The organism is Silvimonas sp. JCM 19000, assembly GCF_054652575.1.
In genome coordinates this window covers 36,446-51,433 of the sequence record NZ_BAAIHC010000012.1, presented here as the reverse complement: position 1 = coordinate 51,433, position 14,988 = coordinate 36,446, and the positions used below count along the sequence as shown (strand labels likewise).

Annotated in this window: 14 protein-coding genes; 11 read left to right on the top strand and 3 right to left on the bottom strand. The window is 58.9% G+C overall.

Annotation, left to right across the window (positions count from 1 at the left end):
• Positions 1 to 2: 2 nt before the first annotated feature.
• On the top strand, positions 3 to 632 hold the full coding sequence (locus ACYQ1A_RS12300; RefSeq protein ID WP_499362384.1) for an energy transducer TonB family protein: 630 nt from the start codon (positions 3 to 5) through the stop codon (positions 630 to 632).
• Positions 633 to 647: 15 nt separating this feature from the next.
• On the opposite strand, the gene ACYQ1A_RS12295 is transcribed toward ACYQ1A_RS12300, so the two are convergent.
• Positions 648 to 1,139 carry a peroxiredoxin family protein gene (locus tag ACYQ1A_RS12295; protein ID WP_499362382.1) on the bottom strand — a complete coding sequence of 164 codons (492 nt, stop codon included), beginning with the start codon at positions 1,137 to 1,139 and terminating at the stop codon, positions 648 to 650.
• Positions 1,140 to 1,471: 332 nt separating this feature from the next.
• Between ACYQ1A_RS12295 and ylqF the strand changes: the two genes are divergently transcribed.
• From ylqF to ACYQ1A_RS12250, 9 genes are all read left to right on the top strand, one after another.
• A complete protein-coding gene (gene ylqF, locus ACYQ1A_RS12290; RefSeq protein WP_499362380.1) occupies positions 1,472 to 2,398 on the top strand; it encodes a ribosome biogenesis GTPase YlqF in 927 nt (308 codons plus the stop codon).
• Positions 2,395 to 3,243: a helical backbone metal receptor gene (locus ACYQ1A_RS12285; RefSeq protein WP_499362378.1), complete on the top strand. Its 849-nt coding sequence runs from the start codon at positions 2,395 to 2,397 to the stop codon at positions 3,241 to 3,243. Before ylqF ends, ACYQ1A_RS12285 begins: the two co-directional genes overlap by 4 nt.
• A 104-nt stretch (positions 3,244 to 3,347) precedes the next feature.
• Entirely contained in the window at positions 3,348 to 3,548 is a 201-nt protein-coding gene (locus ACYQ1A_RS12280) for a hypothetical protein (RefSeq protein WP_062225805.1), read from the top strand.
• Positions 3,545 to 3,850 carry a cell division protein ZapA gene (locus tag ACYQ1A_RS12275; protein ID WP_062225803.1) on the top strand — a complete coding sequence of 102 codons (306 nt, stop codon included), beginning with the start codon at positions 3,545 to 3,547 and terminating at the stop codon, positions 3,848 to 3,850. The genes ACYQ1A_RS12280 and ACYQ1A_RS12275 overlap by 4 nt, the downstream gene beginning before the upstream one ends.
• 226 nt (positions 3,851 to 4,076) lie before the next feature.
• Complete coding sequence (locus ACYQ1A_RS12270) at positions 4,077 to 4,736, top strand: 5-formyltetrahydrofolate cyclo-ligase (RefSeq protein WP_499362375.1); 660 nt, start codon at positions 4,077 to 4,079, stop codon at positions 4,734 to 4,736.
• 163 nt (positions 4,737 to 4,899) lie between these two features.
• Positions 4,900 to 7,437 (top strand): phosphoenolpyruvate--protein phosphotransferase, encoded by a 2,538-nt coding sequence (ptsP, locus tag ACYQ1A_RS12265; RefSeq protein ID WP_499362373.1) that lies wholly within the window; start codon positions 4,900 to 4,902, stop codon positions 7,435 to 7,437.
• Positions 7,438 to 7,670: 233 nt separating this feature from the next.
• A complete protein-coding gene (locus ACYQ1A_RS12260) occupies positions 7,671 to 9,245 on the top strand; it encodes a PTS transporter subunit EIIC (protein ID WP_499362371.1) in 1,575 nt (524 codons plus the stop codon).
• 134 nt (positions 9,246 to 9,379) lie between these two features.
• The gene (locus ACYQ1A_RS12255) at positions 9,380 to 9,607 is read left to right on the top strand and encodes a PspC domain-containing protein (protein WP_499362369.1); all 228 of its coding nucleotides are present in this window, start codon (positions 9,380 to 9,382) and stop codon (positions 9,605 to 9,607) included.
• Between the two features lie 72 nt (positions 9,608 to 9,679).
• Positions 9,680 to 10,942: an AmpG family muropeptide MFS transporter gene (locus ACYQ1A_RS12250; protein WP_499362367.1), complete on the top strand. Its 1,263-nt coding sequence runs from the start codon at positions 9,680 to 9,682 to the stop codon at positions 10,940 to 10,942.
• Between the two features lie 24 nt (positions 10,943 to 10,966).
• Here ACYQ1A_RS12250 and ACYQ1A_RS12245 read toward each other — a convergent pair whose 3' ends face one another.
• Together ACYQ1A_RS12245 and ACYQ1A_RS12240 are read right to left on the bottom strand one after the other, a co-directional pair.
• Positions 10,967 to 11,992, bottom strand: a complete 1,026-nt coding sequence (locus tag ACYQ1A_RS12245) for an aldose epimerase family protein (protein ID WP_499362365.1) — start codon at positions 11,990 to 11,992, stop codon at positions 10,967 to 10,969.
• Positions 11,993 to 12,124: 132 nt separating this feature from the next.
• Positions 12,125 to 13,309 (bottom strand): XylR family transcriptional regulator, encoded by a 1,185-nt coding sequence (locus tag ACYQ1A_RS12240; RefSeq protein WP_499362363.1) that lies wholly within the window; start codon positions 13,307 to 13,309, stop codon positions 12,125 to 12,127.
• A gap of 207 nt (positions 13,310 to 13,516) precedes the next feature.
• Here ACYQ1A_RS12240 and xylA point away from each other — a divergent pair, with 207 nt between their 5' ends.
• Positions 13,517 to 14,836, top strand: coding sequence for a xylose isomerase (gene xylA / locus ACYQ1A_RS12235; RefSeq protein ID WP_499362361.1), 1,320 nt, complete (start codon positions 13,517 to 13,519; stop codon positions 14,834 to 14,836).
• Positions 14,837 to 14,988 lie beyond the last annotated feature (152 nt).

Below are 14,988 nucleotides of genomic sequence, written 5' to 3'. Positions count from 1 at the left end.
CTATGCCCAAAGTGATAAATAAAAAAGGCAGATTGATATCTGCCTTTTTTTTGGCCCTACTGCTGCATCTGATTGCCGTGCCGTTCTGGCATCCGGTCAATATCAATCAGGGACGGACCGCGCCTGCGCCGCATAAACGCCTGCAGGTGCATCTGCAAACGCGGCGCGGGGGTCCGGTCGCAGCGCAGCACAGCGACGCCGTCAAGGCGCCGCAAGCCCTTATGGCGGTCGCACCCAGCGTCACAACGCCCCCCGCTGCGGTGGCCGCCAGCGCCATCGCCCAAGTCGACCCCACCGCGCGGCAATTGCAATCGCCATTTATTGATGCGGGTTCATTAGATATAAAACCATTGCCCGGCAGTAATCCCGATTTTAAAAGCGTATTAAAAACGCCGGGCACGGGATTACCGGTTTTATTAAGAATCTATGTTTTGCCGAACGGCGAAGTATATCGCGTGACAATTACGCAAGCAGATCCAGAAGATAAAGCCCGGGCCGACGCCCTGATTACTGCTTTTAAAAATACCCGCTTTATTCCAGGCCGCCTGAATGGCAAGGATGCCGCGACCTGGCTGGATCTACAATTTGATTTTACGCCACCGGTTTCCAAAATAGACCAATTAAATCAATAAGCTGCTTTGATACGCTCAAATCAGTTTGGCAATTTCCGCCGCAACGGCCTTCTCATCGATTGATCCCACGTACTGTTTAACAATACGCCCTTCCTTATCAATCAAAAAACTGGTGGGTGTTAATTGCACATCGCCAAATGCCTTGGAAACATCGCCACTCAAATCATGAGTAACCAGAAATGGCATAGGCTGGGTTTTCATGAAATTAGCCAGGTATTCAGGCGGGTCATATTGCATGGCCACAGAAAGGGTCACATAGCCTTTATTGCCGAACCGGTTTTGCAGCGATCCCAGATTATTCATTTCCTGTACGCAACCGGGACAAGTGGTGGCCCAGAAGTTGACCATCACCACTTTGCCTTTGAGTGCTGCAACTGAAGAACTTTGACCTTTCAATGTGGTGAAAGCAACGTCAGGTGCAGGTTTGCTAGGGTTAGCAAACAGTAACCATGCAGTGACGGAGAGTAAAACCAGTAAAGGAAGTATCCAGAAAAGACGTTGTTTCATGTGTGCAGCCATCCGCTAGGGCAGAATCTGAGGAAATTCACTTAATCAATGATATTGGATAAGAAAGTACAAGAATAGATAACAAGCATCCACAAAATCTGTGGATAAGCTGTTTTCTCTTTTATTTTCAAAATCTTGGCCGTGTATGTTTGGGTGCCTGGTTATGCACTAGTCTTGTGGATGAATTGGGTATGATCCAGGCCGAGTTGTCCACAAGTGACGTTGCCCCCAGGGCCTGGCGACTTGTCCACAATCCATGTCATTGATTTCATTATGCCTTTGTGAATAACGGTATACTCTGCCGCTTTTTGCAGTGAGCAACAGGAGCAGTCATGGCCATCCAGTGGTTCCCCGGCCACATGAATTCGGCACGGAAGGCGGTGGAAGAGACCGTCGCCAAGGTCGATGTGGTGATCGAGATCGTCGACGCACGTTTGCCGCTATCCAGCAGCAACCCGATGCTGGAAACCTTGCGGCTGCATCGGCAACGCCCTGCGCTCAAGATCCTTAACAAGGCTGACCTGGCTGATCCAGCGATGAACAAGGTCTGGCTGGAATGGTTCAAGCAGCAACCGGGCACCGCCTGCCTGTTGCTGGGCGAAGACAACAAACAACTGGGTGCAAAGAAGATCAGCCAGTTGTGCCGCCAGCTGGCACCGCATCGCACCGGCTTTGAAAAGCCCATGCGCGCGCTGATCGTGGGCATTCCTAACGTGGGTAAATCGACGCTGATGAATGTGTTGATGAACCGCAAGATTGCCCAGGTGGCTGATACGCCCGGCGTGACCAAACGCCAGCAGCGGGTGGAATTGCCCGACGGCATGATTCTGTACGACACGCCCGGTTTGTTATGGCCGCGTATCGAACGCGAAGAATCCGGCCTGCGTCTGGCGCTGGCCGGTTCGGTGGGGCGCAATGCGTTTCATGAGACCGAAGTAGCGTGGTTTGGCGTGCAGACCTTTATGCAGCGCTATCCCGAACAACTGAAAGCGCGTTTCAAATTGCCTGATCTGGAGGGCACGTTTGAGGATGTGTTTGCCCGGATCGGTCGCAAGCGTGGCGCGATCCTGCCTGGCGGCGTGATCGATGAGCAGAAGACCTCCGAGATCATCCTGACTGAATTCCGCTCGGGGGCGCTGGGCCGGATTACGCTGGAAACGCCGGAAGACTTTGTTGCGCCGCCTGAACCCATCCGCCAGACCGATTACACCGGTGGCATGGGCCCGGCCGCAGACGACGTGGAACCCACCGCCGAATGAGGCGCATATGGCTGGCCAGCGCGCTGTTATGTAGCGCGCCGACCTGGGCGGTGCTCAGCGTTAACGACGACGCCGGGCGCAGTGTTGCCGTGCTGGCACCCGCCCAGCGCGTGGTCACCTTATCGCCGCATGCCACCGAGCTGGTGGCAGCGCTGGCGCCGCAGCGTGTGGTCGGCGTCGACAGCGCCAGTAACTACCCGGCCAGTGTCAGTGCGCTGCCCAAGGTGGCTGATTTCAGCAGTATCAACGTGGAACGCATCCTGGCGTTGCGGCCGGATCTGGTGGTGGTGTGGGAGAGCAGCGCGATCAGTCAGCCGCTGACGCTGCTGTTGCGCCACGGCATACCGGTTTTTGTCAGTAAGCCGCAAACGCCGCTCGATGTGGCGGGTGATCTGCGCCGGCTTGGCCATTTGCTGGGCACCGATGAGGCCGCCAGCACGATGGCCGCGGCTATCGTAGGGCGCGATCAGGCGCTGCGGGCGCGCTACGCCCATGCCCGGCCGGTGCGCGTGTTTCTGCAAGTCAACGAGAAGCCGTTGATGAGCCTGTCGCGCAAAAGTTTTCTCGGCCAGGCTTTGAACGCATGTGGCGCAGTTGGCCCGTATGACGCCGCCCAGGTGGAAGCCCCGCTGGCCAGTACCGAAGTGGTGCTGGGCTTTGCGCCCGAATTGCTGATCACCACCGGCTCGCTTGATACCTTGCAGCAATGGCAGGCATGGCCCGCGCTCCCGGCGATCGCGCGCAAACAAAGGCTGTCGATTGCGGCGGACGAATTCGTGCGCCCCGGCCCGCGCTTGATTGATGGCATGGAAAAACTCTGTCTGGCTATCGATCGACTGCGCTGAAGTGTGGGCAAAGCCATGCATTTGGCATGGCTTTGCCACGTACACGCCGCCAGCGCGGCCAAAATGGCATAGAATCCAGCCACTAATTCGACGCTACGGTCGCCATGGACGCAGAACTCGCCAATCTCGAAGAGAAAATCCAGCAACTGACCCAGCTGTGCGGTTCGCTGCGCGGCGAAAATCGCCAGTTGCGGCAAGACGTACTGGCCTTGCGCCAGCAAAACCAGGTGTTGCTGGACAAGGTGGACGGCGCCAAATTGCGCGTCGCCAGCCTGCTGGCCACCTTGCCGGAGGATGAAGCATGAGCACGATCAAGCAGTTGGATGTTTCGATCATGGGCCGTGAATTCCGTGTGGCCTGCCCTGACGACGAAGAAGAGACCTTGCTGCAGGCGGTAGATCTGCTCAACGGCAAAATGCATGAGATCCGCGATACCGGCAAAGTGATCGGCATCGAGAAGATCGCCATCATGGCCGCGCTCAATATTGCGCATGAATACCTGCACGTTAAGGCAGGCGGTTTTGACATTGGCGGATATCAGCGTAGAATCGGCCACCTCAACGCCAAGCTGGATGCCGCGTTACAAGAACAGACGGAATTGTTCTGACCCGGTAGCCACTGGCCAAGCTTGCTTTCCTGCGGTGTTCGTTACGGTTCGAAATTCCTTGAACCAAGCACTTACCCGGCCATAAGCCACGTTGGCACCTGTTGTGCGCGTTCCTTAGTCGAATGCACCTGATGGCGCCCGGCCCTTGGCCCCTTGAACCTTCTGGGTTCAGGATGTGAACCGGACGGCACTCGCGGGAAGCCCCCTATCTCCCCTCGTACTACCCATGCCCGACCCCCAGGCCCTTACCGATAAAGCCGCGCTGCGTCGCACGCTGCGGCAGCGCCGCGTTGCGATTGACGATGCCACGCGCCGCACGGCCAGCCTGGCGGTCATGCGCCAGATCCGATCCGCCGGTCTGCTGCGCCGCGGCCGCAATATCGCCATTTATGTACCCATGGGCAGTGAGCTGTCGACGTGGCCCTTGATCCTGGCCGCCCTCAAAGCCGGGTGCCGGGTGTTTTTGCCCGAGACGCCGCGCCCGGGCAAAGGCCGCCATCTGGAGTTTGTGCGCTTTGATGAAGCTTCGCGCTGGCATCAAGGCGCCTATGGCATCCCCGTCCCGGTGCATACCCACTACTGCGCCCCGCGCGATCTAGACCTTGTGTTTTTGCCCTTGCTTGGCTTTGATGCAGTGCTTGGGCGCATGGGCCAGGGCGGCGGCTACTACGACACCACGTTTGCGTTCCGGCGCGCGCGCCGGCACTGGAAAAAACCGCAGCTGATCGGGGTGGCCTTTGACTGCCAGCGGGTTGATGCGCTACCGCTGGACCCATGGGATTTGCGCCTGGACAAGATTTTTACTGAAACAGGCCATTACAATTCTCGTTTATCACCGGCGCAATTGTCGCCAATTACACCGGAAGATCGCCCCCATCAGAAGTAAACCCGCAGTATGACAATGGGAAAATTCCACTGCTGACCCGGCAGTGACCCACTAAACTAGCAAGCAGTGCCGATCCCAGGATTGGCGGACATCCGGCCTTTGCCATCAAGGCCCCTTTCCTCCAACCCGGTGATCGCAAGTCTAAAAAAGCCTTGAGGTTGCCATGACAACATCGAATCAAAGCGTGGAGCTGCTGGCTCCGCTGTCCGGTCTCTTTGTCCCGCTCGAAACCGTGCCCGATCCGGTTTTCGCCCAGAAGATGGTTGGCGATGGCGTGTCCATCGACCCCACGTCCAATACCCTGCTGGCCCCCGCTGCCGGCACCATCACTCAGGTCACCAGCACCAGTCACGCGCTGACGCTAACCACTGAACAGGGTCTGCAAGTACTGCTGCATATCGGCCTCGATACCGTGATGCTCAAGGGCGAAGGGTTCCGCATGCTGGTCGCTGAAGGCCAGAAAGTGACGGCTGGCCAGGCGCTGGTTGATTTCGATGATCAGATCATTTCCGCGCGTGGCAAAAGCACGCTGACCGAAATGGTGATTGCCAATGGTGAACTGGTTGAATCGATGGCCCCGGCCCGCGGTTTTGCCCACGCCGGCAAGACCGTGGCCTTGACGGTCAAGCTGGTCGCCACCGCTGCGCAAGCGAACGCGACCGCAGCGCCGGACAGCGCCTTGTCCGACCTTATCCTCATCCCCAACCCGACCGGCCTGCATGCACGCCCGGCTGCGGTGCTGGCCAATATGGCCAAGACCTTTACCGCCGACGTCAAACTGGTGCGCAATGGCGAAGAATCCAATGCCAAGTCGGTGGTGGGCATCATGGGTCTCGAAGTCCAGCATGGCGACGAAATCCGTGTCAAAGCCACCGGCCCTGATGCCGCACAGGCGATCAAGGCGTTGACTGAACTGATCCGCTCCGGCTGTGGCGAAGAATGCGGTGCGCCCGCGCCGGCGGCCGCTGCGCAAGCCGTGGCCACGCCGCGCCCGGCGCCCAAGCCACAATCGACCGATCCAGACACGCTGCTGGGCGTGTCGGCCTCGCCGGGTCTGGCCGTGGGCCAGATTTTCCAGGTACACCAGGAAGTGATCGAAGTACGTGAAGCCGGTGATGACGCGCAACTTGAACGTCGTCGCCTCGACGAAGCGCTCAAGGAAGCCCGCACCCAGCTTGAAACGCTCAAGAGCGAAATCAGCGACGCCAACAAGGCCGAGATTTTTGCTGCACATCAAGAATTGCTGGCTGATCCAGAACTGCTGGATCTGGCGATTTCCGGCATCTCCGGTGGCAAGAGCGCACCGTTTGCCTGGCGCGCGGCTTTCACCACCTATGCCGAGAAGCTGGCGCGTCTGAAGAATGAAGTGTTGGCCGGCCGCGCCAATGACATCCGCGATGTGGGCCGCCGCGTGCTGCGTCTGCTGACCGGGGTTAAAGAGGCCGCGTTGCAGGTGCCGGAAAACGCGATCCTGATCGCCGAAGATCTGACCCCGTCTGATACCGCCAGCCTTGATCGCAACCGCGTGCTGGGTTTCTGCACCACCGGTGGTGGCGCGACCAGCCACGTGGCGATTCTGGCGCGTTCGCTCAATATTCCGGCCATTTGCGGTATCGAAGAAGCCGCACTGCAACTCGTTGATGGCACTACCGTCATCCTCGATGGCACGCGCGGTTCGCTGCGCAAGAATCCGTCGGATGCTGAAGTGCAAGGCATCCGCGACCGTCAGGCCACCATGGCCACACGCCGCGCCGAAGAACTGGCGGCCGCCGATCTGCCGGCCGTAACCACCGATGGTGTGCATATCGAAGTAGTCGCCAATATCGGCGGTCTGAACGATGCGCAAGAATCGGTCAAGCTGGGTGGCGAAGGCGTGGGTCTGCTGCGCTCTGAGTTCCTTTATCTGGAACGCACCGACGCACCAGACGAAGCCGAACAGACTGCCATCTATAGCGATATTGCCAAGGCGCTCGGCACCGAACGCACGCTGGTGGTGCGGACGCTGGACGTTGGCGGCGACAAGCCACTGCCTTATCTGCCCATGCCGGCGGAAGAGAACCCGTTCCTGGGCGTGCGCGGCATTCGTCTGTGCCTGGCCGCGCCTGAGATGTTCCGTACCCAAATCCGCGCCATCCTGCGTGCCGCGCCCTACAGCAAGCTGCACATCATGTTCCCGATGATTGCCTCGCTGGACGAAGTGCGCGAAGCCAAACAGATGGTCGCCGAAGAAAAAGCGGCGCTGGGCGTAAGCGCGGACGTCAAGGTGGGCATTATGGTCGAAGTGCCTTCGACCGCCGTGATGTCGGAAATCTTTGCGCGTGAAGTCGACTTCTTCTCGATCGGCACCAACGATCTGACCCAGTACACGCTGGCGATGGACCGTGGTCACCCCAAACTGGCACGTCAGGCTGATGCATTGCACCCCGGTGTATTGCGCCTGATCGCCATGACCGTCAAAGGCGCACATGCTCACGGCAAGTGGGTAGGCGTCTGCGGCGGTATCGCGTCCGATCCGCTGGCGGTACCGGTATTGCTTGGTATCGGCGTGGACGAACTGTCGGTCAGCGTACCTGCCATTCCGGCCATCAAGGCCATGGTGCGCAAGCTGAACAAGGCCGACTGCGTCAAGCTTGCAAGCGAAGTGCTGCAAATGGGTACGGTGGCGGAAGTTCGCGCCCGGCTGACCAGACTGGCCGAGTAAACGCCTTGGCGTAACCCCGCGCGTCGCGCTTGTAATTGCGGCGCGCGGCTTACGTGAATTGTTACGTCAACGAAGGGCCGTTTATAAAGCGGACAACGTATTCAGCACTGCGTGCCATGAAGAGCACAATCCGGCCTGGAAAACACACCGTGTTTTTGAAATAACAAAACAGGGTTAATGCGGCAGCCGCCACAAGCGGACCGACATTGGCCCATGGGCAAGGAAAAGCGATCATGTTTAAACAAGCGTTCGCCGTTCTGCAAAAGATCGGCAAGGCGTTGATGCTCCCCGTGGCGGTTCTGCCCGTCGCCGGGTTGTTGCTGGGTATTGGTAGTTCCAACTTCGGCTTTATCCCCGCGGTTGTTAACCAGATTATGGCCGCCGGTGGGGGCGCCATTTTCGGTAACCTCCCCATTATTTTTGCGGTCGGTGTGGCGCTGGGTCTGGCCAATAATGACGGCGTTGCCGCCATTGCCGCAGTCGTCGGCTTTGTGGTGATGATTGCCACGATGGGTGTGATGGCCGGTGTCTTCGGCATTACCCCAGCCATGGTGCTGGGCATGAAATCGATGGAGACCGGCGTATTCGGCGGCATCATCATCGGTGCCGTGGCCGCTTCACTGTTCAACCGCTATTACCGGATCGAGCTGCCGCCCTACCTGGGCTTCTTCTCCGGCAAGCGCTTTGTGCCTATCGTCACCGGTATCGCCGCGATTTTCGTGGGCGTGATTCTGTCGGTGATCTGGCCGCCGGTGCAGCACGCCATCGACGTGTTCTCGCACTGGGCCGCTGCCAGCGATCCGCGTACGGCCGCAACGGTTTATGGCTTTATCGAACGTCTGCTGATCCCGTTTGGCCTGCATCACATCTGGAACGTGCCGTTCTTCTTTGAAATCGGCTCCTTCCCGCATGACGGCCAACTGATCCACGGTGATATCAACCGCTTCTTTGCGGGCGATCCTACCGCCGGCATTTTGTCGGGTGCCTTCCTGTTCAAGATGTTTGGTCTGCCGGCTGCTGCCATCGCCATGTGGCACACCGCCAAGCCGGAAAAACGCGTGATGGTCGGCGGTATCATGATTTCCGCTGCCCTGACCTCGTTCCTGACCGGTATTACCGAGCCGATCGAGTTCTCCTTCCTGTTCGTGGCCCCGGTGCTGTACGCCATCCACGCTGTGCTGGCGGCTTCCACGCAATTTGTGGCTAACACGCTCGACATGCACATGGGCTTTACCTTCTCGCAAGGCGGTATCGACTTTGTGCTGTTCAACGTGCTGGGCAAGAACGCGCAACACTGGGCCTACACGCTGATCCTCGGCCCGATCTATGCCGTGATCTACTACGCCGTGTTCCGCTTTGTGATCGTCAAGTTCAACCTCAAGACGCCGGGTCGTGAAGACGACGAAGTGCCGGCGGTGGTGGCTGCACCGGCACCGGTGGCAGCACCGGTTGTCGGCGGTGTGGCGCCGGTTGCTGCGGCTGTGGCAGCCCCGGCTGCGGTGGCACATGGCGAGCCCGCCAATGACGAAGTCAGCGCTGCGCTGGCCCGTTCTGATCCGCGTTTTGATCGTGCCAACAAACTGGTTGGTGCTTTCGGCGGCCCGGAAAACATCACCGGTCTGGATGCCTGCATCACGCGTCTGCGCGTGGCTGTAGCTGATCCGGCCAAGGTGGATCAGGCCAAACTCAAAGGTCTGGGCGCTGCCGGTGTCATGGTGGTGGGTTCGGGCGTACAAGCCGTATTCGGTACCAAGTCGGATAACTACAAAACCGATATGGACGAATACCTGAAGAAGGGTGGTCGTTAACCGATCACTGCCTGGATCAATAATCCAGCTTGAGTCGACCGCAAAATGCGCTACATTGCGCTGATGCGGTCACCGCAAGAACGGGTGCACAGCAATGTGCGCCCGTTTTTTTATTGTCTGGCTGGAGAAAGAGCATGGATAACCGTCGTTTGTATCGCGAGCAGGATAACCGCTGGATCGCGGGGGTGGTGGGTGGAGTGGGCGAATATCTGGGCATCAGCCCCGACAAACTGCGCCTGGTCTATGTGGTGCTGGCGCTGTTCTCCGGCGGCATTCCCTTTCTGGTGCTGTATCTGGTGCTGTGGTTTTTGATGCCGCAAGAACCCAGCATTCGCGGCAGCCGGGTACACGATCAGTTGTAGGCCATCACGCTGCGCTGCATGGGCGGCGGCTTTGCGGTAAGGTGATGCCGCTCGCCAATTCAAACACCGCCCATGACCGCACCTGACTGGAAAAAACTGCTGTTCACCCGCCGCATGGGCGTCTGCCTGCTCAGCGGTTTCAGCTCGGGACTGCCGCTTTATCTGTTAATCAACCTGGTGCCCGCCTGGCTGAAATCCGAACATGTTGATCTGAAAGCCATCGGTTTTTTTGCGCTGATCCAGTTTCCCTATACCTGGAAATTTATCTGGTCGCCGCTGATGGACCGTTTTTCCATTCCGCGGCTGGGGCGGCGGCGTGGCTGGATGTTCATCACTCAGTTGGTGCTGCTGGCGACCATCGCCGGTGTCGGGCTGTTCAATCCACTGGATGGTTTGAGCGCCATCGCCACCCTCGCCTGCGTCATCGCCTTTTTTAGCGCCAGCCAGGACATCGTGCTGGATGCCTGGCGCCGCGAGATCCTCGCTGAAACCGAGCTCGGCCTGGGCAATTCGGTTTTTGTTAACGCCTATCGCCTGGCCAGTCTGGTGCCGGGCTCGCTGTCGCTTATCCTGGCCGACCATCTGCCGTGGGCGCAGGTGTTTATGCTGACCGCGCTGTTTATGCTGCCGGGTTTGCTGTTGACGCTGGTGGTACGCGAACCCTTGCTGAGCAAACCGCCCGCCACGCTGGAAGAGGCCGTGGTCGAACCTTTCCGCGAGTTTTTTACCCGCCACGGTTGGCGCAGCGCGCTGGTCATCCTCGGTTTTATCTTTTTGTACAAACTGGGCGACAGCATGGCCACCGCGCTGGCGACGCCGTTCTATCTGGATCTAGGTTTCAGCAAAAGCCAGATCGGCCTGGTGGCCAAACATGCGGCGCTGTGGCCAGCCATTATTGGCGGCTTGCTGGGCGGCATCTGGATGATCAAGCTCGGCATTAACCGCGCGCTGTGGTTATTTGGCGTGGTGCAAGTGATGTCGATTCTGGGATTTGCCTGGCTGGCGGGCGAGGGCGCTCATCCGGGTGCGCTGGCCCTGGTGATCGGGTTTGAGGCGTTGGGCGTGGGCCTCGGTACCGCCGCCTTCACCGCATATATCGCCCGCACCACCCATCCGCGCTATACCGCCACGCAATATGCTTTGTTCACCAGCCTGGCCGCAGTGCCGCGCACCATCTTCAATGCATTTACCGGTGTGCTGGTGGAGCAACTGGGCTGGCAGAATTTCTTTTTGCTGTGCACGGCGCTGGCGTTGCCGGGCATGCTGCTGCTGTTCAAGGTGGCACCGTGGTCTGAGCCCGTGCCCCAGGCCACCACGCCCGCCGCGCCGCACTGAAGCGGCGGCGCGTGGGCGCTGGGCTTACCTTAGCGTCATCTGGTAGGTGGTGGTCTGGCGATAGATTTTGCCCGGTCGCAGAATCACCCCCTCGGCCTCTTCGCTATTGATCTGGTTGGGATAGCTTTCCGCCTCCAGACAAACGCCATCCTGGTTATGCCAGGTCCGACGGCCCACCACGCCTTCCAGATAATTGCCGGTGTACAACTGCAGGCCGCGCTCGGTGGTCGCCACCTTGAGTTCACGTCCGCTCGCCGGGTCGTACACGCTGGCGGCTTCGCGCAGCAAACCGGGCTGGCCTTGCACCACATAGCAATGGTCAAAACCTTTAGCTACCGCCAGTTGTTCTTCTGGCCACGCCAGCCGCGCGCCCAATGGCGCGGGTGTGCGGAAATCAAAGGCACTGCCCGCCACCGGCAGATGCTTGATCGGGATCGATTGCTCATCAATCGCAAGGAACTCGTCCGCGTTTAAACGCAGGATATGGTCGCGGATATCCGCTTCGCCGCCGGACAGATTGAAATAGGCGTGGTTGGTCAGATTGATCGGCGTCGGCGCGTCGGTGGCGGCGGCATAGGCGATGGTCAGCACACCTTCATCGTCGAGGCGGTAATCGACTTCTACCCGCAGATTGCCGGGAAAGCCGCCCGCACCATCCGGCGACATCAGGCTCAGGCGTAGCGAATCCGGCGAAACATGTGCCGTCCACAGCTGATTGTGAAAACCGGCAAAGCCGCCATGCAGATGGTTGGTGCCTTCGTTGGCATCCAGTTCAAATTCCTGGCCATCGATATTGCAGCGCGCGCCTTTGATGCGGTTGGCCCAGCGGCCGGCGATGCTGCCAAAAAAACCGGTGCCTTTGATATAACCGGCGGCGTCGGGGTGACCCAGCAATACGTCGGCCATGCGTCCGCTGCGGTCGGGCGCAAACCACGACACTAAGGAAGCGCCGATATCAGTAATAACAACCCGCATATCGTGCGAATTACGCAAGGTAAACAACGTGGCGCCGTTGTCCCAAGGGGTGGACTGGATAGGCAGCATGGGCATAGTAAAAGGGTGAACTCCGCAGACGTGACCCCCCGGGCAGGTGGCCAGACGCAAGCATTGCAGAACCGACGCAGCGCAGCAATTGCAGATTTGCGCGACGCGATTTGCGTTATTAGTCAGACGCCGTAGTTATTACTGATTATTCGTGGTCGTTATGCCTTGTTCGCGCTCGGCATATTCGCGCGGCGTGCAGCCCAGTTCGCGTTTGAACACGGCATGCATGTATTGCAGCGAGGTAAATCCGCAGCGGATGGCGATGTCGCTAGTGGGGGTATCACCGGTCACCAGCATTTCGCGGGCTTTTTCCAGTTTGAAGTTAAGAATTTCCTGGTGCACGGTGTAGCCCAGTTCGCGACGGAAATAGCTTTCCAGCGAAGAACGCGACACGCCGACGTAATCGGCCACCTGTTCGGTCTTGATGCCCTGGCAGGCGTACTGGCGAATATAGTGCCGCGCCCGCATCACATAAGGGCTGGATAGCGGTTGGTGCTGGCTGGATGCCAGCACATTGATACCGACCGGTGGCACCAGAATCCGGGTAGCGCCCACGCGAGCGCCGTGCAGCATCTGGTGCAACAAGTGGGCGGCAGTGCGGCCCATTTCCTCGGTGCCCTGTATCACCGAGCTCAGTGGAATCCGGTTAAGCGTGCGGGTGAGCGGATCGTTATCGATGCCGATGATCGCCACTTCTTCGGGCACCGCAATGCCCGCGGCCAGGCAGGCCTGCAGAACGTGGCGCGCACGCGCGTCGGTGACCGCAATAATCCCGACCGGCTTGGGCAGGCTGCGCAACCACTGGCCCAGCTGTTCGCTGGCGCTGTTCCACGCTAACGGCGAGGTGGCCAGACCACGATTGATCATGGCGTTGGGGCCAACCAGCTTCATAAAAGCCAGCTCGCGCTGCTGCGCCCAGCGGTTGGTGTCGGATACCGGCAGGCTGTACATGGCAAAGCGCGTGAGGCCGACATCGATCAGATGGTCGTAGGCGAGCTTTACCAGCTTCAGGTTATCGGTGGCGACATAAGGGATGCCGTCCGGATAGCCGTGTTCGTCCTGATACGAGCTGCCCACGGCCACGACCGGCAACGGGCTCCTGGCCAGGGTCTCGGCCACGGCCGGATCGTCGAAATCGGCAATGATGCCGTCGCCATCCCAATGTTCGATGCCATTGAGGCGAGCGCGGAAGTCTTCTTCCAGAAACAGATCCCACGCCACCCGCGTTGAGCCGAGGTAATCCCCGATGCCGGTGATCACCTCACGGTCGTAAATCTTGTTGGCATTGAACAACAAGGCAATGCGGTGCGGCGAGCGGGACATGACAACCCTTCCTGAAGACAAGCGACGCAATACGCGCGTTACAACAACGGCGCTCAAAAATCTGAGGCTGATTCTAGGCCTGGCCCCGCCGCGAAGAAACCACGTTGCCAATAAACGCTAGCCAGGCTGGCTGAATTCGTAATTGTTTAGCGGCGACTACACCGCCTAGGATTCGGCCGTCAATGACCTGTTAAGTGGAGCCCGACCATGGCCGACGTATTTGCCAATATCAGCAAGGTCCGTTTTGAAGGACCGGAAACCAATAACCTGTACGCGTTCCGCCATTACGATCCGCAAGCTGTGGTGCTGGGCAAGACCATGGCCGAGCATTTGCGCATGGCCGCGTGCTACTGGCATACCTTTGTCTGGCCGGGTTCGGACGTGTTTGGTCCGGGCGTATTCCAGCGCCCGTGGTATCGCGATGGTGATGCCATCAGCGTGGCACGCGGCAAGGCCGATGCGGCGTTCGAGTTTTTTTCCAAATTGTCGATCCCGTTCTATACCTTCCACGACGCCGATGTAGTCAGCGAAGGCAATTCGATCCGCGATTACGTCGAAAACTTTGCGCACATGGTCGATTACCTCGAGCAAAAGCAAAGCGAAACCGGCGTCAAATTGCTGTGGGGCACGGCCAACGCCTTCAGCCATCCGCGCTATGCGGCCGGTGCGTCCACCAATCCCAACCCCGAAGTGTTTGCCTGGGCCGCCACGCAAGTGGTCAACGCCATGGGCGCTACGCATCGCCTGGGCGGCGCCAACTATGTGCTGTGGGGCGGCCGTGAAGGCTACGAAACATTGCTCAACACCGATATGAAGCGCGAGCGCGCCCAGATGGGCCGCTTTATGCAGATGGTGGTGGAGCACAAACACAAGATCGGCTTCAAGGGCACCATTCTGATCGAGCCCAAGCCGCAAGAACCGACCAAGCATCAATACGATTACGACACGGCCACCGTGCAAGGCTTCTTGCAGGCATTCGGGCTGGAGAACGAAATCAAGGTCAATATCGAAGCCAACCACGCCACGCTGGCGGGCCATTCCTTCCAGCATGAAATCGCCACCGCGTTTGCGCTGGGTGTGTTTGGTTCGATCGACGCCAACCGCGGCGATCCGCAAAACGGCTGGGATACGGATCAGTTTCCCAATAGCGTCGAAGAAATGACGCTGGCCATGTATGAAATCCTCAAGGGTGGCGGCTTTACTACCGGCGGCTTCAACTTTGATTCCAAAGTGCGCCGCCAGAGCAGCGATCTTGAAGACTTGTTCCTGGGCCACATTGGCGCCATGGACGTGCTGGCGCTCAGCCTGAAGCGTGCGGCTGCCATGGTCGAAAACGACGTGTTGGGCCAGAACAAGGCGCAGCGTTACGCCGGTTGGGACGGCGAGTTTGGCCGCGCCGTGCTGGCGGGGCAGAAATCGCTGGACGATGTGGCGCAATACGCTTTGCAACACAACCTGGCGCCGCAGCATGTGAGCGGCCGTCAGGAGCATCTGGAAAACGTGGTAAACCGCTTCGTTCACGGCTGATTACTGGTCTGAACGCTTGAACCTTACGCCCGACCGGTGCGCTTGTGCGCGCCGCTCGGGCTATTGGTTTTTCAGGCTTTTTCAGCATTTTTGCCTGATCGCACCGCTCATCGTTTCCGCCAAAAAACATAGCCGTAATCGGCAGATTTTGT